The following is a 20,457-nucleotide window of genomic DNA, read 5'->3' as shown; positions in this document are numbered from 1 at the left end:
TTATATGGAGTCAATTCCCGATGAAACACACTAAACTTATTCTCGGAATAGCCTTGCTGCTGCCTTTAATTTGCCAGGCTGATGGATTAACGCTTGGTGCAACACGGCTGATTTATGAGGCTGGTAAGAAAGAAGCCAGTGTTCCTTTGCGCAATGGTCCCCGTCAGGCGCCGCAGCTGGTTCAGAACTGGGTCTCTAATTTCGACAGTCGTGATACTAATAATATTCCGTTTATTAATACGCCGCCGCTTTTTAAACTCCCCGCCGGTGGAGAAAGTCCGGTGCGGGTTGTCTATGTCGGATTGCCAACGGCGTTGCCGAAAGACCGTGAAAGCCTGTTTCTGTTAAACATCCGCACAATCCCCGCGGTGGAGAAAAAGCAAAATCCAACGCGCCTGACCATTGCCACCCAGAACATCATCAAACTTATCTACCGGCCGGAAGGATTAACCGCCCGTGGCGCGGCCGCCGCCGGAGAAAAACTGCAGATATCAGCCGGGTCTGGCCGCGTCATCATCAAAAATCCGACCCCTTACGTTGTCACCCTGACTCAGGTCACGGTTAACGGCAGCAAGATTGAAAATCCGGGCACCCTTCGACCTTTATCATCCCTTGAGATCGCGCTGCCGGCCTCTGCTCTGCGGACTTTTTCGTGGAGCACCATCAATGACTGGGGCGGCACAACCCCTTCCCGCACCGTCAATTTCTAAGACAATGTTCTGGAGATAATGATGCGTGGTGATGCTGAGCATTCAGGTCAAGGTTTTGTTGTCAGTCATCTGGCAGCAAATCGGGGAGCGGGACTGTTATTTGTCATCGTCTCGCTAATGGGGTTATCAACGGCCAGGGCGGAGCTTTATTTTAACGTGAACGCACTGAAACTGACGCCTGCGCAAAAAGCCGATACTGACCTTGAAACCCTGTCCCGGCCGGAAATTCAGATGCCAGGTGAATACACGGTGCAGGTTAGCGTTAACCGGGTAGAGCAGGGCGAATACACCCTGAAATTTATCGTCTGCGGAACCCGCTTATGCCCGGAGCTCACGCCGTCATTGTTGCAGAAGTTGGGCGTCAAGGTTGCTGCGTTCCCGGCAATGGTTTCTCTGCCTGCGGAAGCCACGCTCTCCGATCTTGCGGCGGCGATCCCCGATGCCGATACGCTTTTTGATTTTGAACGGCGGGTGCTGGAAATCACTCTGCCGCAGGCCGCGCTAAATCAGTCTGCGCGCGGCGATGTCCCCCCTGAACAGTGGGACGACGGATTGCCGATGTTTTTTGCTTCCTACAGTGCTTCCGGCTCAGAAACCCGCAATCAGTCGGCACTAAGCCAGAACCAAAGTTCTCAGTATCTGAACGTGCGCAGTGGCATCAACCTGGGACCCTGGCGTTTAAGAAACTACAGCACCTACAGCCGTACCAGTAACAACATCAGCCAGTGGAACAGTCTGCAAACGTCGGTGGAGCGTGACATCCGTCCGCTGCGTGCCCGCTTTGTCGCCGGTGAAACGGCTACCCCCGGTCTGGTGATGGACAGCTTCAGCTTCCGGGGGGCCTGGCTGGCCACCCAGGACGAAATGCTGGCGGACAGTCAGCGCGGCTATGCGCCGGAAATCCGCGGGATTGCGCTTTCTCATGCCACGGTTGAAGTGCGCCAGAACGGCAACCTGCTGTATCAGACCTTTGTGCCGCCAGGCGCCTTTGTGATCAACGATCTCTATCCGACATCCTCGTCCGGCGATCTTGAGATTACGGTGAAAGAAGAAGACGGTTCGTTGCGTAGCTACACGCAGTCATTCGCCTCGCCACCGATTTCGGTCCGTCGTGGCATGGTCAAATACTCGGTGACCGCCGGTGAATATGGCACGCGCAATAACAATGCCGAGAGCGCAGTAAATCAGCGTTTTGTGCAGGGCGAAATGCTGTATGGCGTGCTGAACAATACGACGGTGTATGGCGGCGGCCTGGTGGCCGAACATTATCGCGCCGGGACGCTCGGTGTCGGTCAGAGTCTGGGAATGTTTGGGGCGATTTCGCTGGATTTGACCCAGGCAGAAACCACCTTCAGCGACGGATCGTCCAAAACCGGGCAGTCCCTGCAAGCCAAATACAGTAAACGGTTTGACACCACCGGCACCTCCATGACCCTGGCCGGTTATCGCTATGGCACCGACGGATACTATGCATTTGATGAAGCGAGTGAGTATTTTAACAACAGCCGCCTGGCCTCGCGCTACACGCTGAAGAATAAGTCACAGATAACCCTGAATCAGAATGCCGGCGTGGCCGGATCGGTCTCGCTCAGCGCCTATCAATCCGAATACTGGAACCGGGCTAACTCACGTAATCGCTCCATCACCGGCAGCTGGAGTAAAAGTTTTTCCGGCGTCACCGTCAGCCTGAACCAAAGCCAGAGCCGGTTGTGGCGCACAGGTCGCACCGACAACAGCACCTCCGTTAACGTCAGCTTGCCAATCGGCAAATGGTTGTCGCCGACCTCCGACAGCAACATGCGGATGAGCAATAACTGGTCACAGTCAAACCGGGGAACGGGCAGCCTGTCGACCACGCTGTCAGGGACCTCACTTGAAAGCAATAACCTTTCCTGGTCAATGTCCCAGGCCCGCAGCAGTCAATCCGATGGCCGGGTGAAGAACAGTACCGCGCTGTCCGGCAGCCTGCAGGGGAGCAAGGCAACCGCCTCGTTGGGATATGCAAATTATTATGGTGAAAGCGAATCCGTTAACTGGGGAGTACGCGGCTCGGTTGTCGTCCACCCGTACGGCGTCACGCTTTCCCGGGAGTTATCGGAAGGCAGTTCCTGGGCACTGGTGCGGGCACCGGGTGGCAAAGATATCAAAATCAAAAACCGCAGCGGGCTGTCAACGGATTCGCGCGGGTATGCCATCGTCCCGTCACTGACACCCTATCGTGAAAATGAGGTCAGCCTGGACACCTCCACCTTAGAAGATGACGTCGATCTGAAGCAGTCAATCCAGCGTAAAACGCCATCGAGAGAATCGCTGGTGCTGGCTGAATATGAAACCAAAGTTGGGCTGCGGATGTTCCTGACGCTGACAAGGGATGGACGGCCGCTGCCGCTGGCGAGTGTGGTCCGCGTGGACGACGTCAGCGGGATTACCGATGAAAAAGGGCGCGTTTATCTGGCAGGTGTGCCTGAAACAGCGCAGTTGCGGGTGTCTCTGGCCGGGGGCGAACAGCTCTGTACGGTGCCATTCTCGGCGAAGGGGCGCAGCAAAAATAACGGCATTATTGTGGCTGACTTGCCGTGTGATGCGACCACCGATCGTGGAATTAACGGAAACTAAATGATGCTAAATAGTCTGAAAATCACACTGTGCCTGATAACGTTGATGGCCGCGCTTTTAACGTGCCAGTCTGCTTCTGCAGAAGACATGAACTGCACATCCGATACCGACTCTTATGTTCTTAATCTTGGCGATGTTGCGGTTGCGGAAAGTTCGAGGGCCGGCGATATCCTGCATGTTGATACTAAAAACGTGAATGTCACCTGCAAATTAACGGGCAACTTTCAGCAGGTGTCTGAGGTCAGCCAAACCGCCTGGAGCAGTTCAGGTATGACGGTGTCGGTAGACGGCTTAACCTGCCCGGTGATTGATGAGGGGACCGCCATATCCGATTCCGGACTCGGTATCGTCTGGACAAATTTCAATTCCGCTTCCGGTACATGGTCCTGTATGACTACAGCCTTCACCGGCACATCGGTTCGTCGGGGGCTTTTATCTAATGGTTCAACCACGCTGACCGACAAAATATATGTTGTCAGAACGAATAAGGATCTTAAATACGGTGAAACCAACGCACTCTCGCAAACGGCTTACATTGATGAAGCCAATGCCGATCGCGTTGCTCGCGGCCATCTCTACAGCTTTACCTTTTCGGGCGTCATGACCGTTTCGGCGGGCGGCTGCACGGTTAGCAGCGTAACCGACGTCGAGATGGGGACATTATCATCAGCCAGCTTTACCCGTGCAGGCAGCACCGGTCCTAAGGTGCCTTTTGCCGTGAGCCTCACCGAGTGTAAGGGCGCAGCAACCCAGGCCCACTTTGACTTCACGCCGATCTATGGCTTTGCTAATCAAGACCGGGGCGTGATAGCGCTGAGTAACGATGAAAATTCAGCAACCGGCGTCGGCATTCAGCTGTTGATGAACGGCAAGGAAATCGCCGGCTTCAATGATAATGTCGCCACCATCGCCGAGGGGGATAACCTGGTGAATTTCGAAGCGAAGTACTACCAGACGGCCGAAACCGTCACGCCTGGCAGCGCCGATTCGATGGTGATATTTAATGTTTATTATAATTGATTCGCTCTGAATCTGACGCTGCGGGCGCAGGCAAAGGAACAGGGTTGGTTTAATAATATTGGTTTTTACGGCGTTTATTGCCGTGTATTGAGGTTTACTTAAACCCCGAGGCAGAGTAAGTTTGAATAAATAATAGATTACGGCAGTAATCGACGTGAATTCTGGCTTCTTCAAACCCCCTGGGGAGTTATGCTCAATCTCATTGCACGACAACAGCTTAAAAATTTGCTCCCCGTTGGCATGGTGGCGACAAAATCCTGGCTGCTCGCTCAGGGAATTAACCTTCATTTTCTTGATAATGCGGTTAAGAGCAGGACACTACTGCCACTCACGCCGGGTGTCTATGCACGAGAAGAAAAGCCGCAGCACTGGAAAGGCGTCGTTGCATCGCTTCAACGCATGCGCGACGAACCGGTCTGTGTCGGAGCATTTAGCGCACTGGAGATAGAAGGTTTGGTGCATTATCAAGCCAGAGGAAGCACACCCCACATTCACCTGTTCTCTGCGTCCCCGTTACCTGCCTGGTTACACAAAATTGACATTGATGCCAAATTCGAATGGCGTGGAGTACAACGGCTCTGGCCTTCATCGGTGACAGAAAACCCAAAGTATTTTCGTGAAGATAGCTGGCGGGAGTCGCTGCCGACCTTATGCTATTCCGGGCCTGAAAAAGCTTTTCTTGAACTGCTGGCAGACGTACCTAAAAGCATTAGCGTTGAACATGCCGATCAACTTATGCAGGGCCTGACAACATTATCACCGCGTAAGTTAGATCTGCTGCTGCAAGCAAGTTCCAGTATCAAGGTGAAACGTCTTTTTCTGTGGTTGGCCAACCGACACCAGCATGCCTGGCTTAAATATCTGGATCCAGAACGGTATGAGCTTGGTACGGGAAAGCGAGAAATCGCAAAGGGAGGGCGGCTGGACAAGACGTGGCAGATAACGGTACCCAGAGAGATGTAAATCGATATGGACAGGGAAAGCATTTACCATAAGCAGGTCCAGCTGTTACTTCAACTGATCCCTTTCATCGCCAGACATGATTGTTTTGCATTGAAAGGCGGCACCGCAATAAATCTGTTTGTACGCAATCTTCCACGCTTATCCGTAGATATCGATTTGGTGTTTTTGCCTGTGCTGGAGCGTGAAGAATCGTTAATGCAGATAAAAATAGCATTGGACGCTATTGCGCAAGCGGCAACAAGTGCACTGCCGGAGTGTAAGGTGAGCAAGTCCTATGAAGATAAAAATGATGCTTTGCGGCTGTTGGTTGAGCGTGCAGGAATACTGATCAAAATTGAACTCTCACCGGTGTTGAGGGGAACCGTCTATCAGCCACATGTCCAGCCTGTCTGTGAAGCCGTTGAAGATGAGTTCGGCTTTGCAGAAATGTCCGTAGTCGCTTTCGCCGATCTTTATGCGGGCAAAATTTGCGCTGCGCTTGACCGCCAGCATCCCAGAGATTTGTTCGATGTTAAGTTCTTGCTGGATAACGAGGGAGTGACAGAGTCGCTACGCAAAGCCTTGCTGGTGTATATCATCAGCCATCCCCGGCCGATTACTGAATTACTTCAGCCACATTTTAAAGAGATATCCGGGCTTTACGCAGGTGAGTTTAGAAATATGGCAGAAGTAGATGTTACGTTAAACGAGCTTGAGGATGTGCGAAAAGATCTTGTCGAATGTATAAACAGGTCTCTTTCCCGGGCTGAACGTGATTTTTTGATATCGTTTAAAAAAGGCTCCCCGGACTGGCAATTGCTTGGATTGCCCGGGGTTGACCAGTTACCCGCCGTACGTTGGAAGCTGCATAACCTCGCCAACATGAACAAGGCTAAACATGCCGAAGCTTTGTCTCTTCTCCGGCATGTTTTGCATCTTTAAGCATATTGAACCTATCGGTGCCCGACCGCTCCAGCTGAGGAGAAATCTTGCAGCTTAAAATCATCTGCATTGAAAGCCTTCCGTTCAGGAAGGCGTCAGTTGCTTACCAGCGCTGATGAACCCACGGGGCAATTTTGTTTTGATAAAGGGTTTTCAACGCCAGCATAGTGTCGTCAGAAAGGTCGGCGAGAGCGCTTGCTTGCGCATTGGTTTCTGACTGGGCTTTATTTTTAGAGCCGGGAATGATCACCGAGACATTTTCATTCATCAGGATCCAACGCAGCGCGAATGTTGCCATGCTGGTGTCACCCGGCAGCAAGCGACGGATATCTTCCACGGCATCCAGTGCCACATCGTAAGGCACGCCCGCAAAGGTCTCCCCTTTATCAAACTGCTCGCCATTACGGTTGAAGGTGCGGTGATCGTCGGCTGCGAACGCGGTGTCAGCGGTCATTTTGCCTGTCAGCACGCCGGACGCCAGCGGGACGCGGGCAATGATAGCGACATCCCGGCGTTTGGCCTCATGAAGCAGAAGCTCGGCAGGGCGCTGCCTGAAAATGTTGTAAATCAGCTGGATGGAAGACACATTCGGGTATTCAAGCGCCTTCAGGCCTTCTTCGACTTTTTCGACAGAAACCCCGTAGCTGCGAATTTTGCCGGAGTTAATCATTTCATCCATCACCGCGAAAACTTCAGGGGTGTAATAGATCTCGGTTGGAGGGCAGTGCAGCTGGACTAAATCCAGCGTCTCGGTTTGCAGGTTATCTCGGGAACGATCGACAAAGTCATTAAGATTTTTTTCGCTGTAGCCGGATGCCACATGCGGTGAAAGGCGACGCCCTAGTTTGGTCGCCACGAACGGGCGATCTCCTCCTCGTTCATTTAGCACCTCGGCGATGATTTTTTCGGAACGGCCATCACCGTAAACGTCAGCGGTGTCGATAAACGTCATCCCGGCATCCAGCGCCGCATTCAATGCACCTTTCGCATCTTCCATGCTGACTTCACCCCAGGTGCCGCCGATGGCCCAGGCGCCAAAACCGATTTCGGAAACACGCTGGCCCGTTTTACCAAGAATTCTGTTCTTCATGAAAACTTCCTTTTGAGGGTGCCGACAGCTTACGCACCGATTGTTCAAACTGAGTAGGGAACGTTTAACAGAGCTTAGCGTTTACGGGCCATGAGATCCCATGCTAAAAGATGCATGCTATTCATTGAATCAGTTAATGGTATTCATCATGAAAATGGAACGTGTTGATTTTGCCGATCTGCAGGCCTTCCTGGTGGTACTGCGCTGCCGAAGTTTCAAGCTTGCCGCCATCGAACTTGGCCTCTCTTCTTCCGCCATAAGCCATGCCATACGCCGGGTGGAAACCCGACTCGATGCACGGCTTTTGAACCGGACCAGTCGCTCGGTCTCACCCACAGCGCTTGGGCTGGAGGTGGCTGAGAAGCTCTCCGAGGGTTTTGATGTCATTTCATCCGCGCTGGATACCGTTAACGCGCCTGGCCGCAGTCGTTTCGGCGTATTGCGACTCAATGTTTTTGCCGATGCTGCCGCGCAGTTAATCGTGCCGGCGTTGAAAGCGTTTGCCGAACAGTGGCCAGACGTCAGGCTGACGGTCGTTGTCGAGGACAGGCCGGTCGATATTACCTCTGAAGGCTTTGATGCCGGCATGCGTTACGGGCATCTGGTGCCCGAGGATATGGTTGCCGTCGCCTTGACCGATACGCAGCGTTGGATCGTGGTCGGCTCGCCGGAGTATGTGAAGCGTCATGGCGTGCCAACCACCCCGGCTGAATTATCAGAACATAACTGTCTGCAACTGCTTCTTGGCAATAACGCCAGTTTCCGCTGGGAGTTTGATGGGGCTGACGGTGTTTACAGCATGAGTGTGCCGGGTGCTATCACCTTGAAAGATACCTCAACCACTATCGCCGCCGCCATCGACGGGATTGGCCTCGCCTATGTGCTGGAGTCGCGGGTCGATGCTGAGCTTGCCAGCGGGTCACTGATCAACGTGCTGCCGAGCCATGCATGTCAGGGTGAGCCGTTTCACATGTACTACAGCAGCCGTCGCTATGTTCATCCAGCCTTACGGGAGCTTATTAATATCATTCGCAGGAATAACGGATTACAGACGTTGCCCGATTTGCCGGATAAGGATCCGGCGAAGGAAAGCTGAGGGTTTTGACAGTCGCCGGCAGTGCTTGCTCACTCATGCCCGCTCTGCAACGCCCAAACGGCGGCTTCGACGCGGGACTTGAGCTTCATCTTTTTCAGCAGATGCTTAACGTGAACCTTGACCGTGCTTTCGGTGATCGACAGCTTGCGGGCGATGGCTTTATTGGTCATGCCCTGGCTGATCAGCTTGAGGATATCGCGCTCGCGGCGGGTGAGCTGTTCGATGTCCCGTTCGTCGGAAGGGCGGTTTTCCCGCAGGCTGGCGACCAGCACATTGGTCAGCGTTTCACTGAGCACCATTTGCCCGGCGGCGGCCTGATGCAGCGATTTCAGCAACTCTTCCGGCTCCATATCCTTTAGCAGATAGCCATCGGCACCGCGCTTCAGCGCATTCACCACGTCATCTTCATGATCCGACACGCTGAACACCACGATGCGGCCAGAGAGCTCGATGGTGCGCAGTTGCACCAGCGTATCCAGCCCGTTCATGCCCGGCATATTTAAGTCCAGCAGGATCAGGTCCGGATCCAGTTCCCCCGCCAGTTCGACGCCGAGCGTGCCGTTGCCCGCTTCGGCAACCACCTGCAACCGCTCGTCCAGCGCGATCAGCTGCTTCACCCCGTTGCGCAGCATCGGATGATCGTCAATCAGTAATATGGTGGCGGCTTCTTCTTTCACGGTGGTGTCCTTTGGGTCAGTGCTGTTACAGGCCAGACTGGCCGGGCCTGAGCGTTATTCTACGTATCCCGGGGATTATCCCTATACCACTTAATGGGTAACACCAAATTTCCAAATCTGTTCAGAAATTGATTATAGCGTAGCAGTAATGTTTTAAAGCTGAGGATTTACAGCAGGTTAATTAATCCCCCTCATCTACCTCTTTTGGAGTCTGGCGCTGAAAACGCGCAGTAACTACCTGTCGTCTGGTTGATTTGCATCAACCTGAATCAGCAGAGCGATCAGCAGGATGTGCGTTAAATCTTCCTGTCACTGAGAACACTATGTCGCTTACACCTTCTACTCCCTCAACCAAAGGCGGAACGGTCATTCAGGACTGGCAGCCTGAAAATGCCGAATTCTGGCAGCAATACGGCAAACGCATCGCCAGCCGTAACCTGTGGATTTCGGTGTTCTGCCTGCTGCTGGCGTTCTGCGTCTGGATGCTGTTCAGCGCCATTACCGTCAATCTGAACAAGGTGGGGTTTAACTTCACCACCGAACAACTGTTTTTGCTGACCGCACTCCCGTCCGTGGCCTGCGCTTTGCTGCGTGTGCCTTACTCGTTTGTGATCCCCATTTTTGGTGGCCGCCGCTGGACGGCGTTCAGTACCGGCATCCTGCTGATCCCCTGCCTGTGGCTCGGGTTTGCGGTGCAGGACACCCGGACCTCGTTCTCCACCTTTATGATTATCGCCCTGCTGTGCGGCTGTGCCGGAGCCAACTTCGCCTCCAGCATGGGCAATATCAGCTTCTTCTTCCCGAAAGCGAAACAGGGCAGCGCGCTGGGAATTAATGGCGGCCTGGGCAATCTCGGCGTCAGCGTGATGCAATTCTTCGCCCCGCTGGCCATCTCCTTCGGCATCTTCAGTTTCTTTGGCGGGGGATCGCAGGTGGCTGCCAGCGGTGAGGTGATCTGGCTGGAAAACGCCGCCTGGCTGTGGGTACCGTTCCTGGTGATTGGCACCCTGTTGGCCTGGTTTGGCATGAACGATTTGGCCTCCTCGAAATCCTCGCTGCGTGAGCAGCTGCCGGTGCTGAAACGCGGCCATCTGTGGATTATGGCGGTGCTGTATCTGGCGACCTTCGGCTCGTTTATCGGCTTCTCGGCGGGCTTTGCCATGCTCTCCAAAACCCAGTTCCCGGACATCGTGATCCTCAAGTACGCCTTCTTTGGCCCGTTCCTTGGCGCGCTGGCCCGCTCCGTCGGCGGCATGCTGTCCGATAAATTCGGTGGCGTGCGCGTCACGCTGATCAATTTTGTGGTGATGACCGTCTTCAGCGGACTGCTGTTTATGACGCTGCCTGCGGGCGACCATCCGGGATCGTTTATCGCCTTCTACAGCGTGTTTATGGTGCTGTTTATCAATGCCGGTCTGGGCAGCGGGTCAACCTTCCAGATGATCGCGGTTATTTTCCGCAAAAATACCCTTGAGCGGGTGAAAGCGCAGGGCGGCAGCGACGAACTGGCGCAGCATGAAGCGGTAACCGAAACCTCCGCAGCGCTGGGCTTTATCTCCGCCATTGGTGCCGCAGGCGGCTTCTTTATCCCGCAGATGTTTGGCATGTCACTGGCGATGAGCGGATCCCCCGCCGGCGCAATGAAAGTCTTCCTCGGTTTCTACCTGCTCTGCGTGGTGATCACCTGGGCGGTCTACGGCCGTAAGAAAGTCGGCTAGCGGTTATTCGGTCCGTTTCGGCAATGTCGAGGCGGACCGCAAGCCACTACTCCCTCTGCGCCGGGCAGGCGTAACGGGCAGCGGAAAGGGGATGCGAAGCGTATTTTTATGGAACAATTTCAGAGAAATACGCGCTTTTCACCGCCTCCTCCTTTAGTGGTATTCCGACTAAAACCCTCGGGTTTAGCCTCTGTTTCTGTTGATCGCCATCAATCTGCCCCTTCGGGGGCAACAGTACTCTGCCCGCAGATTAAGCAATGTCGTCGCTCCACACCTAACAATATCAGGCCTTCAGGAGAATTCCGGATGAGCAAGTTTCTTGACCGGTTCCGCTATTTCAAACAGCTAGCCGAACCTTTTTCTGGCAAACATGGCCAGACCCTCAACGCCAACCGTGACTGGGAAGACGGCTATCGCAGCCGCTGGCAGCACGATAAAATCGTCCGCTCGACCCACGGCGTGAACTGCACCGGTTCCTGTAGCTGGAAGATTTACGTCAAAAATGGCCTGGTCACCTGGGAAACCCAGCAGACCGACTATCCTCGCACCCGCCCGGATTTGCCAAACCACGAACCGCGCGGCTGCCCGCGTGGTGCCAGCTACTCCTGGTATCTTTACAGCGCCAACCGCCTGAAATACCCGTTAATGCGCAAAAAGCTGATCGCCCTTTGGCGTGAAGCGAAGCTGCAGCACAGCGATCCGGTCGAGGCCTGGGGTTCCATCGTCAGCGATGCGGAAAAAGCCAAAAGCTATAAGATTGCCCGTGGACGCGGCGGTTTTGTTCGCTCCAGCTGGCAGGAAGTGAACGAGCTGATTGCCGCCTCGAACGTCTATACCGCGAAAACCTTCGGCCCGGATCGCATCGTTGGCTTCTCGCCGATCCCGGCGATGTCGATGGTCTCTTATGCCGCTGGCGCCCGTTATTTGTCGCTGATTGGCGGCGTGTGCCTGAGCTTCTACGACTGGTATTGCGACCTGCCGCCCGCGTCGCCAATGACCTGGGGTGAGCAGACCGACGTGCCGGAATCGGCTGACTGGTATAACTCGTCCTACATCATTGCCTGGGGCTCAAACGTGCCTCAGACCCGCACGCCGGATGCGCACTTCTTCACCGAAGTTCGCTATAAGGGCACCAAAACCGTCGCGATCACGCCGGATTATGCCGAAGTGGCCAAGCTCTGTGACCAGTGGCTGAACCCGAAACAGGGCACCGATAGCGCGATGGCGCTGGCTATGGGCCACGTGATGCTGAAAGAGTTCCACCTCGATCGTGAAGTGGGCTATTTCCGCGATTACGTTCGCCGCTATAGCGATATGCCGATGCTGGTGCTGCTTGAGCCGCGTGAAGGCGGATTCTATGCCGCCGGACGTCAGCTGCGTGCCAGCGATCTGGTCGATGGTCTGGGCCAGCAAAACAACCCCGAGTGGAAAACCATTGCCATCAATGAAGCGGATGGCGAGCTGGTGGCCCCGCAGGGGTCGATTGGTTTCCGCTGGGGTGAGCAGGGCAAATGGAATCTGGAATCGCGCGAAGGCAAAGGCCAGCAGGAGGTTGAACTGCAGCTCAGCCTGCTCGGTAAGCATGACGAGGTGGTTGAGGTCGGCTTCCCGTACTTTGGGGGCATCACCAGCGAGAACTTCAACAGCGTCGCGCTGGAAGAGATCCTGTTGCACAAGCTGCCGGTCAAGCGCCTGACCCTGGCCGACGGCAGTGAAGCGCTGGTAACCAGCGTCTACGATTTGACCCTGGCCAACTACGGCCTGGAACGCGGGTTGGGCGATGCCAACTGCGCGCAGAATTACGATGAGGTCAAAGCCTACAGCCCAGCATGGGCAGAGCAGATTACCGGCGTGTCGCGCCAGAACATCATCCGTATTGCCCGTGAGTTTGCCGAAAACGCAGAGAAAACCCGTGGCCGCTCGATGATCATCGTCGGTGCCGGTATGAACCACTGGTATCACATGGACATGAACTACCGTGGCCTGATCAATATGCTGGTGTTCTGCGGCTGCGTCGGACAAAGCGGTGGCGGCTGGGCGCACTACGTGGGCCAGGAAAAACTGCGGCCGCAGACCGGCTGGACGCCGCTGGCCTTTGCGCTGGACTGGCAACGTCCGCCTCGCCATATGAACAGCACCTCGTTCTTCTATAACCACTCCAGCCAGTGGCGCTACGAGTCGGTCACCACCGAAGAGCTGCTGTCGCCGCTGGCGGATAAAAGCCGTTACAGCGGCAGCCTGATTGACTTCAACGTGCGCTCCGAACGCATGGGCTGGCTGCCGTCCGCGCCGCAGCTCAACGTCAATCCGCTGCACATTGCCGCTAAGGCCGACGCAGCCGGCATGTCGCCGGTGGATTACACCGTCGACAGCCTGAAGCAGGGCACGCTGCGCTTTGCGGCGGAACAGCCGGACAATCCGCAAAACTTCCCAAGGAACCTGTTCGTCTGGCGTTCCAACCTGCTGGGCTCCTCCGGTAAAGGGCATGAGTACATGCTGAAATATTTACTCGGCACCGAAAACGGCATTCAGGGCAAAGACCTCGGCCGTCAGGGCGGCGTGATGCCGGAAGAGGTGGAATGGCAGGATAACGGTGGTGAAGGCAAGCTCGACCTGGTGGTGACCCTGGATTTCCGCATGTCCAGCACCTGCCTTTATTCCGATATCGTGTTGCCGACCGCCACATGGTATGAAAAAGACGACATGAATACCTCGGATATGCATCCGTTTATTCATCCGCTGTCGGCGGCGGTCGATCCGGCCTGGGAGTCGAAAAGCGACTGGGAAATCTACAAAGGCATCGCCAAAACCTTCTCAGAGCTGTGTGTCGGCCATCTTGGGGTGGAAACCGATGTGGTCACGCTGCCGGTGCAGCATGATTCCCCGGCCGAACTGGCGCAGCCGTTTGAGGTGAAGGACTGGAAAAAAGGCCAGTGCGCGCTGATCCCAGGCAAAACCGCGCCGCACATCATTGCGGTAGAACGTGACTACCCGGCCACCTGGGAGCGTTTCACCTCGCTGGGGCCGCTGCTCGATAAGCTGGGCAACGGCGGCAAAGGCATCAGCTGGAATACCCAGACCGAAGTCGACTTCCTGAAGCAGCTTAACTACGTCAAGGCGGACGGCCCTGCCGCCGGTCGGCCAAATATCGACAGCGCGATTGATGCAGCGGAAGTGATCCTCTCGCTGGCACCGGAAACCAACGGCCAGGTGGCCGTCAAGGCCTGGCAGGCGCTGAGCAAAATCACCGGCCGCGACCACACGCATCTGGCGCTGAATAAAGAAGACGAGAAGATCCGCTTCCGCGATATTCAGGCGCAGCCACGCAAAATTATCTCCAGCCCGACCTGGTCAGGCCTGGAAGATGAGCATGTGTCGTATAACGCCTGCTACACCAACGTTCATGAGCTGATCCCCTGGCGCACGCTGAGCGGCCGTCAGCAGCTGTATCAGGATCATGAGTGGATGCGTGCCTTCGGCGAAAGCCTGCTGGTGTACCGTCCGCCAATCGATACCCGTGCCGCGAAGCCGTTCCTCAACCAGAAGCCTAACGGCAATCCGGAGAAGGCGCTGAACTTCCTGACGCCGCACCAGAAATGGGGCATTCACTCCACCTACAGCGACAACCTGTTGATGCTGACGCTGTCGCGCGGCGGGCCGATTGTGTGGAGGAGTGAGGACGATGCCCGCGAGCTGGGCATTGAGGATAACGACTGGATTGAAGCCTTCAACGCCAACGGCGCGCTGACGGCCCGTGCGGTGGTCAGCCAGCGTATTCCGGCTGGGATGACCATGATGTATCACGCTCAGGAGCGCATCGTGAATATTCCCGGTTCGGAAATCACCAGCCAGCGCGGAGGCATTCATAACTCGGTCACGCGGACCTGTCCGAAGCCGACCCATATGATTGGCGGCTACGCGCAGCAGTCCTACGGCTTTAACTATTACGGCACTGTCGGCTCGAACCGTGACGAGTTCGTGGTGGTGAGAAAAATGAATCACGTTAACTGGTTAGACGGTGAGGGCACCGACGATTGCCAGGGCAGCCAGCAGGAGAAACAGCCATGAAAATTCGTTCGCAAGTCGGCATGGTGCTGAACCTCGACAAATGCATCGGATGCCACACCTGTTCGGTGACCTGTAAAAACGTCTGGACCAGCCGTGAAGGCATGGAATATGCCTGGTTCAACAACGTCGAGAGCAAGCCGGGCGTGGGCTATCCCCATGCCTGGGAAGATCAGGAGAAGTGGAAGGGCGGCTGGATCCGTAAAATCAACGGCAGGCTGGAGCCACGCATGGGCAGCCGCGTCGGGCTGCTGTCGAAAATCTTCGCCAACCCGCACGTGCCGGAGCTGGATGACTATTACGAGCCGTTTGATTATGACTATCAGAATTTGCATACCGCGCCAGCGGGCAAGCATCAGCCGATAGCCCGTCCGCGCTCGCTGATCACCGGCAAGCGGATGAAGAAGATCGAAAACGGCCCGAACTGGGAAGAGATCCTCGGCGGCGAATTCTCGAAACGCTCCGCCGATCAGAACTTTAATAACATCCAGAAAGCGATGTACGGCCAGTTTGAAAACACCTTCATGATGTATCTGCCGCGCCTGTGTGAACACTGCCTGAATCCGGCCTGCGTGGCGACCTGTCCCAGCGGCGCCATTTATAAGCGCGGCGAAGACGGCATCGTGCTGATCGATCAGGACAAATGCCGCGGCTGGCGGATGTGCCTGACCGGCTGCCCGTACAAAAAAATCTACTTCAACTGGAAAAGCGGCAAGTCGGAGAAGTGCATCTTCTGCTATCCGCGCATTGAAGCGGGTCAGCCCACCGTCTGTTCAGAAACCTGCGTCGGCCGCATTCGTTATCTCGGCGTGCTGCTGTATGACGCCGATCGCATCGAACAGGCGGCCTCAGCGGAGAACGAGCAGGATCTCTACCAGCGTCAGCTGGATATTTTCCTCGATCCGAACGATCCGGCGGTGATTGAACAGGCGCTGGCAGACGGCATCCCAAACAGTGTGATTGAGGCCGCGCAACGGTCGCCGGTGTGGAAAATGGCGATGGACTGGAAGCTGGCGCTGCCGCTGCACCCGGAATACCGCACCTTACCGATGGTCTGGTATGTGCCGCCCTTATCGCCGATCCAGTCGGTTGCTGATGCCGGTGAACTTGGCCACAGCGGCGTGCTGCCGGATGTGGAAAGCCTGCGTATTCCGGTGCAGTACCTGGCGAACCTGCTGACGGCGGGGGATACCGCGCCGGTGTTGCTGGCGCTGAAGCGGATGCTGGCGATGCGTCATTACAAGCGCGCCGAAACCGTCGCCGGCGAAGTGGATACCCGCGCGCTGGAGCAGGTTGGGCTGACGGAAGCGCAGGCGCAAGAGATGTACCGTTACCTGGCGATCGCCAACTACGAAGACCGTTTCGTGGTGCCCTCCAGCCACCGTGAGCTGGCGCGTGAAGCCTTCCCGGAAAGCAAAGGCTGTGGCTTTAGCTTTGGCGACGGTTGCCACGGCAGCGACAGCAAGTTCAATTTGTTTAACAGCCGCCGCATTGATGCGATAGATGTGGGCCGCAAAACGCCACCGCAGGAGGATCGGTCATGATCAGCTTACGTGTTATTGGCCGACTGATGGATTACCCGGAACAGGCGCTGTTCGATCACGCTGCCGAGCTGGTGGACGCGCTGCAAAGCGCGGCTGAGCTGGATGCGGATAGCCGTGCGCCGCTGGTGCAGTTTCTCCACGACTTCTGCGCCCGTCCGCTGCTGGACGTGCAGGCGGAGTACTGCGAGCTGTTCGATCGTGGCCGCGCTACTTCGCTACTGCTGTTCGAACATGTGCACGGCGAATCCCGCGATCGTGGTCAGGCGATGGTCGATCTGCTGGATCAGTATCGTGCCGACGGTCTGGAGCTGGATTGCAAAGAGCTGCCGGACTTCCTGCCGCTGTACCTGGAGTATCTGGGCAACGGCTCAGTGCAGCGGGCACGCGGCGGATTACAGGATATCGCGCCGATTCTGGCGCTGCTGGCGGCACGTCTTCAGCAGCGCGAAAGCCCGTATGCGCGGTTATTTGACGCGCTGCTGTCGCTGTCCGGCAGCGGTGTGCAGGCCGACGCGTTGCAAAGCCAGGTGGCAAGCGAAGCCCGCGATGATACGCCAGCCGCGCTGGATGCGGTGTGGGAAGAGGAGCAGGTGAAGTTCCTCGGCGAGCAGGGCTGCGCCTCTGCGCAACAGGCCACGCATCAGCGTCGCTTTGCTGGCGCGGTCAAGCCTCAGTATCTGGACGTGGCGCAGGCCACGCCACGTTCCTCAGGACACTAATCATGCACTATTTATCGCAGTTCTTTTTCGACATCTATCCCTATATTGCCGGCGCGGTTTTCCTGATCGGCAGCTGGTTACGCTACGATTATGGCCAGTACAGCTGGCGTGCAGGCTCCAGCCAGATGCTGGATAAAAAAGGCATGCGTCTGGCCTCGAACCTGTTCCATATCGGCATTATGGGCATCTTCTTTGGCCATATTGTCGGCATGTTAACGCCGCACTGGATGTATGAAGCCTTCCTGCCGATTGACGTTAAGCAGAAGCTGGCGATGATCGCCGGCGGCATTTGCGGGCTGTTAACGCTGGTGGGCGGCGGGCTGTTGCTGAAGCGTCGTCTGACCAATCCCCGCGTGCGGGCGACCAGCAGCGTGGGCGATATCCTGATCCTGACGTTGCTGGTAGTGCAGGTTTGTCTGGGGTTACTGACCATCCCGTTCTCGGCCCAGCATATGGACGGCAGCGAGATGATGAAGCTGGTGGCCTGGGCGCAGGCGGTGGTGACCTTCCACGGCGGGGCTTCTCAGCATCTTGAGGGCGTGGCGGTGATTTTCCGCCTGCATATGGTGCTGGGGATGACGCTGTTCCTGCTGTTCCCGTTCTGCCGCCTGGTGCATATCTGGAGCGCGCCGGTCGAGTATCTCACCCGCCGCTATCAGATTGTGCGTAACCGCCGTTAACTTTTTAGCGAGCGGAGTATTGCAAGGCCAGGGCTAATCCCCTGGCCTTTTTTATCCCCGACCGAAAATTTCAATCACCGCATCCAGATGATCCTTCATCGCTTTTTTCGCCGCACGCGGATCGCGCGCGCGCAGGGCTTGCAGGATCGCCAGATGTTCGGTTTCAGAGCGATGCGGCATATCCTGCGGGGTGTAATGCTGTTGCAGGCTGCGGAACATGCTGCCGTAACGGTGTCCTAACAGATGGGCGATGATAAAGGCATAGGCCGGATTGCCGCTGGCCTGCGCAATGCGGATATGGAACAGCCGATCGCCGGGATGCGTCGCCGAGCCTTGCCGGTTATCGCGGCAGTTCTGCTCATAAGCCTGCTCAATCAACGCAATTTCGTCTTCTGACGCATGGCGTGCGGCCAGCGCGGCGGTTTCGGGTTCAATCAACCGGCGGGTTTGCAGCAGCGAAAACGGCGGCAGTTCGGCGCTGAAATCCAGCTGGATATCCAGTTCATCATCCACATCGGCCCACTGATCGCGGCCAGCCTGCATCATCACCGGCTCTTCCGACGCGACGGTGCCGGGATGGCAAACAATCACTCCGTTGCCGACGCGCACATCCACCAGGCCAATCACTTCTAACGCGATTAACGCTTCCCGCACCGACGCGCGGCTGACCTGCAGCTGACTGGCAAGATCGCGCTCGGCGGGAAGCTTGCTGCCAGGCGGAAATTCACCGCTGGCAATAAGCTGTTTCAGCTGATCGGCAATCTGGCGGTAAATTCTTGGATTTTCTAATTTTTTTATCGGCATGGCTCACCAGGCAGTTTTTCAGTTAAGCGATTCAGCCAGCATTTTGCAGAAATACGGCTTGCTGGAATGTTTTTAACATGTGAAAAATTGGTTAAATAAATAGCGCGTTTTACGGCTGAATATGCCCTGAATCATAGCAAAAGGGCACCGCTTAAAACGTTTTTTTTCACCGTTAATGGCCTGACCATTAGTCCTTTAATCAACGGGAACCGTTATGGATCTTCAGGGTAAGAAAGTGCTGATCACCGCCGCAGGGCAGGGAATTGGCTTTAATACCGCGCAACTGTTTGCCGATTCGGGCGCAGAGGTGATCGCCACCGATATCAATATTGCCCGCCTGCAGGAACTGCCCGGCGTCACCGGCAGGGTGCTGGACGTGACCGATGCGCAGGCCATTCACGCGCTGGCGGAAGAGCTTGGCAGCATCGATGTGCTGTTTAACTGCGCTGGCGTGGTGCACAGCGGCGATATCCTCAGCTGCACGGAACAGCAGTGGCAGTTTGCTCTCGACCTGAACGTGACCGCCATGTTCCACACCGTGCGGGCGTTTTTGCCCGGCATGCTGGCGCAGCAAAAGGGCTCGATTATCAATATGTCTTCCGTGGCGTCCAGCGTGAAGGGCGTGCCAAACCGTTTTGCCTACAGCGCCTCGAAAGCGGCGGTGATTGGACTGACGCGGTCGGTGGCGGCGGATTATGTCGGGCGCGGTATTCGCTGTAATGCCATTTGTCCGGGCACGGTGGAATCACCGTCGCTGCGGCAGCGCATTGCTGAACAGGCTAAAGCCGAAAGGCGCAGCGAAGCCGACGTTTATCAGGCGTTTGTCTCGCGCCAGCCGATAGGGCGTATTGGCAAAACCGAAGAGATCGCCCAGCTGGCGCTGTATCTGGCCTCGGATGCCAGCGCCTACACCACCGGCGCGATCCACATTATTGATGGCGGCTGGAGTAACTGATCGCCGCCCTATTTTTGACAGGAGGAAGGATGAAATTATTACGTTACGGTCAGCCAGGCGCAGAGCGTCCGGCACTGGTTGATGCCCAGGGCAACCTGCGCGATCTCTCCGAGGTGATTGACGATCTGGCCGGCAGCGCCTTGTCGCCCGCTTCACTGGACAAGCTGCGTCAGCTGAATGTCGACGCGCTGCCGAAAGTGGCTGGCACGCCGCGCATCGGCGCCTGCGTTGGCAATGTCGGCAAATTTATCTGCATCGGCCTTAACTACGCCGACCATGCGGCGGAAACCGGGGCGGAAATCCCCAAAGAGCCGGTGATCTTCAGCAAATGGACCAGCGCCATTGTCGGTCCGAACGATGCGATTGAGATCCCGCGCGACTCGGTAAAAACCGACTGGGAAGTGGAGCTGGGCGTGGTGATTGGCAAAGGCGGTCGCTACATCAGCGAAGCCGATGCGCTGTCCCACGTTGCAGGCTACTGCGTAATTAACGACGTTTCCGAACGTGAATTCCAGATTGAGCGTGGCGGCACCTGGGACAAAGGCAAAGGCTGCGATACCTTCGGCCCGCTAGGACCCTGGCTGGTGACCACCGATGAAATCCCCGATGCCAATCAGCTCAGCATGTGGCTGGAAGTGGACGGCAAGCGCTATCAGAACGGCAATACCAACACCATGATTTTTAAGGTGCCGGAAATCATCAGCTACCTGAGCCGCTTTATGAGCCTGCAGCCGGGCGATGTGATTTCTACCGGCACGCCGCCGGGAGTGGGAATGGGGCAGAAACCGCCGGTCTACCTGCGTGCCGGCCAGCAGATCCGCCTCGGTATTGAGGGGCTGGGTGAACAGCGCCAGACAACCATTCAGGCTTAGGCCGGTT

16 protein-coding genes are annotated in these 20,457 nt (G+C 56.2%); 13 read left to right on the top strand and 3 right to left on the bottom strand.

The window, feature by feature from the left end; translation table 11 throughout:
- The first annotated feature begins 20 nt into the window (after positions 1-20).
- The 5 genes from E2F51_RS02090 (at position 21) to E2F51_RS02070 (ending at position 6,230) form a co-directional block, all read left to right on the top strand.
- Positions 21-710 carry a molecular chaperone gene (locus tag E2F51_RS02090; protein WP_134822624.1) on the top strand — a complete coding sequence of 230 codons (690 nt, stop codon included), beginning with the start codon at positions 21-23 and terminating at the stop codon, positions 708-710.
- 156 nt (positions 711-866) lie between these two features.
- Positions 867-3,326 carry a fimbria/pilus outer membrane usher protein gene (locus E2F51_RS02085; RefSeq protein ID WP_167738375.1) on the top strand — a complete coding sequence of 820 codons (2,460 nt, stop codon included), beginning with the start codon at positions 867-869 and terminating at the stop codon, positions 3,324-3,326.
- Positions 3,327-4,346 (top strand): fimbrial protein, encoded by a 1,020-nt coding sequence (locus E2F51_RS02080; RefSeq protein WP_134822622.1) that lies wholly within the window; start codon positions 3,327-3,329, stop codon positions 4,344-4,346.
- Positions 4,347-4,535: 189 nt separating this feature from the next.
- Positions 4,536-5,309 (top strand): type IV toxin-antitoxin system AbiEi family antitoxin, encoded by a 774-nt coding sequence (locus tag E2F51_RS02075; RefSeq protein WP_013203526.1) that lies wholly within the window; start codon positions 4,536-4,538, stop codon positions 5,307-5,309.
- 6 nt (positions 5,310-5,315) lie between these two features.
- Positions 5,316-6,230, top strand: a complete 915-nt coding sequence (locus tag E2F51_RS02070; protein WP_134822621.1) for a nucleotidyl transferase AbiEii/AbiGii toxin family protein — start codon at positions 5,316-5,318, stop codon at positions 6,228-6,230.
- A 103-nt stretch (positions 6,231-6,333) separates the two neighbouring features.
- Here E2F51_RS02070 and E2F51_RS02065 read toward each other — a convergent pair whose 3' ends face one another.
- Positions 6,334-7,320 (bottom strand): aldo/keto reductase, encoded by a 987-nt coding sequence (locus E2F51_RS02065; RefSeq protein ID WP_013203524.1) that lies wholly within the window; start codon positions 7,318-7,320, stop codon positions 6,334-6,336.
- Positions 7,321-7,468: 148 nt separating this feature from the next.
- On the opposite strand from E2F51_RS02065, the gene E2F51_RS02060 reads away from it, so the two are divergent.
- Positions 7,469-8,416, top strand: coding sequence for a LysR family transcriptional regulator (locus tag E2F51_RS02060; RefSeq protein WP_197535583.1), 948 nt, complete (start codon positions 7,469-7,471; stop codon positions 8,414-8,416).
- A 29-nt stretch (positions 8,417-8,445) separates the two neighbouring features.
- On the opposite strand, the gene narL is transcribed toward E2F51_RS02060, so the two are convergent.
- Positions 8,446-9,093 carry a two-component system response regulator NarL gene (gene narL, locus E2F51_RS02055; RefSeq protein WP_013203522.1) on the bottom strand — a complete coding sequence of 216 codons (648 nt, stop codon included), beginning with the start codon at positions 9,091-9,093 and terminating at the stop codon, positions 8,446-8,448.
- Between the two features lie 323 nt (positions 9,094-9,416).
- On the opposite strand from narL, the gene E2F51_RS02050 reads away from it, so the two are divergent.
- The 5 genes from E2F51_RS02050 to narI all read left to right on the top strand — a co-directional run bounded on the left by E2F51_RS02050 (position 9,417) and on the right by narI (position 17,819).
- Positions 9,417-10,811 carry a NarK family nitrate/nitrite MFS transporter gene (locus E2F51_RS02050; RefSeq protein WP_134822620.1) on the top strand — a complete coding sequence of 465 codons (1,395 nt, stop codon included), beginning with the start codon at positions 9,417-9,419 and terminating at the stop codon, positions 10,809-10,811.
- A gap of 306 nt (positions 10,812-11,117) precedes the next feature.
- Positions 11,118-14,879, top strand: a complete 3,762-nt coding sequence (locus tag E2F51_RS02045) for a nitrate reductase subunit alpha (RefSeq protein ID WP_134822619.1) — start codon at positions 11,118-11,120, stop codon at positions 14,877-14,879.
- Positions 14,876-16,420 carry a nitrate reductase subunit beta gene (narH, locus tag E2F51_RS02040; RefSeq protein ID WP_134822618.1) on the top strand — a complete coding sequence of 515 codons (1,545 nt, stop codon included), beginning with the start codon at positions 14,876-14,878 and terminating at the stop codon, positions 16,418-16,420. The genes E2F51_RS02045 and narH overlap by 4 nt, the downstream gene beginning before the upstream one ends.
- The gene (gene narJ / locus E2F51_RS02035; RefSeq protein WP_134822617.1) at positions 16,417-17,139 is read left to right on the top strand and encodes a nitrate reductase molybdenum cofactor assembly chaperone; all 723 of its coding nucleotides are present in this window, start codon (positions 16,417-16,419) and stop codon (positions 17,137-17,139) included. The genes narH and narJ overlap by 4 nt, the downstream gene beginning before the upstream one ends.
- Positions 17,140-17,141: 2 nt before the next feature.
- Positions 17,142-17,819: a respiratory nitrate reductase subunit gamma gene (narI, locus tag E2F51_RS02030; protein WP_053143883.1), complete on the top strand. Its 678-nt coding sequence runs from the start codon at positions 17,142-17,144 to the stop codon at positions 17,817-17,819.
- Positions 17,820-17,870: 51 nt separating this feature from the next.
- On the opposite strand, the gene E2F51_RS02025 is transcribed toward narI, so the two are convergent.
- Positions 17,871-18,623, bottom strand: coding sequence for a FadR/GntR family transcriptional regulator (locus E2F51_RS02025; protein ID WP_134822616.1), 753 nt, complete (start codon positions 18,621-18,623; stop codon positions 17,871-17,873).
- A gap of 214 nt (positions 18,624-18,837) precedes the next feature.
- On the opposite strand from E2F51_RS02025, the gene E2F51_RS02020 reads away from it, so the two are divergent.
- Entirely contained in the window at positions 18,838-19,578 is a 741-nt protein-coding gene (locus E2F51_RS02020; protein WP_134822615.1) for an SDR family oxidoreductase, read from the top strand.
- A gap of 29 nt (positions 19,579-19,607) precedes the next feature.
- A complete protein-coding gene (locus tag E2F51_RS02015) occupies positions 19,608-20,450 on the top strand; it encodes a fumarylacetoacetate hydrolase family protein (protein WP_134822614.1) in 843 nt (280 codons plus the stop codon).
- Positions 20,451-20,457 lie beyond the last annotated feature (7 nt).

The sequence above is a fragment of the Erwinia sp. QL-Z3 genome (genome assembly GCF_004551645.1).
GTDB lineage: Bacteria > Pseudomonadota > Gammaproteobacteria > Enterobacterales > Enterobacteriaceae > Erwinia > Erwinia billingiae.
This window is presented reverse-complemented; position numbering and strand designations above follow the sequence as displayed.

Bases quoted from the DNA above. Each gene is read 5' to 3' on its own strand.
- E2F51_RS02090 (WP_134822624.1), top strand. From the start codon at position 21: ATGAAACACACTAAACTTATTCTCGGAATAGCCTTGCTGCTGCCTTTA.
- E2F51_RS02080 (WP_134822622.1), top strand. From the start codon at position 3,327: ATGATGCTAAATAGTCTGAAAATCACACTGTGCCTGATAACGTTGATG.
- E2F51_RS02075 (WP_013203526.1), top strand. From the start codon at position 4,536: ATGCTCAATCTCATTGCACGACAACAGCTTAAAAATTTGCTCCCCGTT.
- E2F51_RS02070 (WP_134822621.1), top strand. From the start codon at position 5,316: ATGGACAGGGAAAGCATTTACCATAAGCAGGTCCAGCTGTTACTTCAA.
- E2F51_RS02065 (WP_013203524.1), bottom strand. From the start codon at position 7,320: ATGAAGAACAGAATTCTTGGTAAAACGGGCCAGCGTGTTTCCGAAATC.
- E2F51_RS02060 (WP_197535583.1), top strand. From the start codon at position 7,469: ATGAAAATGGAACGTGTTGATTTTGCCGATCTGCAGGCCTTCCTGGTG.
- E2F51_RS02050 (WP_134822620.1), top strand. From the start codon at position 9,417: ATGTCGCTTACACCTTCTACTCCCTCAACCAAAGGCGGAACGGTCATT.
- E2F51_RS02045 (WP_134822619.1), top strand. From the start codon at position 11,118: ATGAGCAAGTTTCTTGACCGGTTCCGCTATTTCAAACAGCTAGCCGAA.
- narH (WP_134822618.1), top strand. From the start codon at position 14,876: ATGAAAATTCGTTCGCAAGTCGGCATGGTGCTGAACCTCGACAAATGC.
- narJ (WP_134822617.1), top strand. From the start codon at position 16,417: ATGATCAGCTTACGTGTTATTGGCCGACTGATGGATTACCCGGAACAG.
- narI (WP_053143883.1), top strand. From the start codon at position 17,142: ATGCACTATTTATCGCAGTTCTTTTTCGACATCTATCCCTATATTGCC.
- E2F51_RS02025 (WP_134822616.1), bottom strand. From the start codon at position 18,623: ATGCCGATAAAAAAATTAGAAAATCCAAGAATTTACCGCCAGATTGCC.
- E2F51_RS02020 (WP_134822615.1), top strand. From the start codon at position 18,838: ATGGATCTTCAGGGTAAGAAAGTGCTGATCACCGCCGCAGGGCAGGGA.
- E2F51_RS02015 (WP_134822614.1), top strand. From the start codon at position 19,608: ATGAAATTATTACGTTACGGTCAGCCAGGCGCAGAGCGTCCGGCACTG.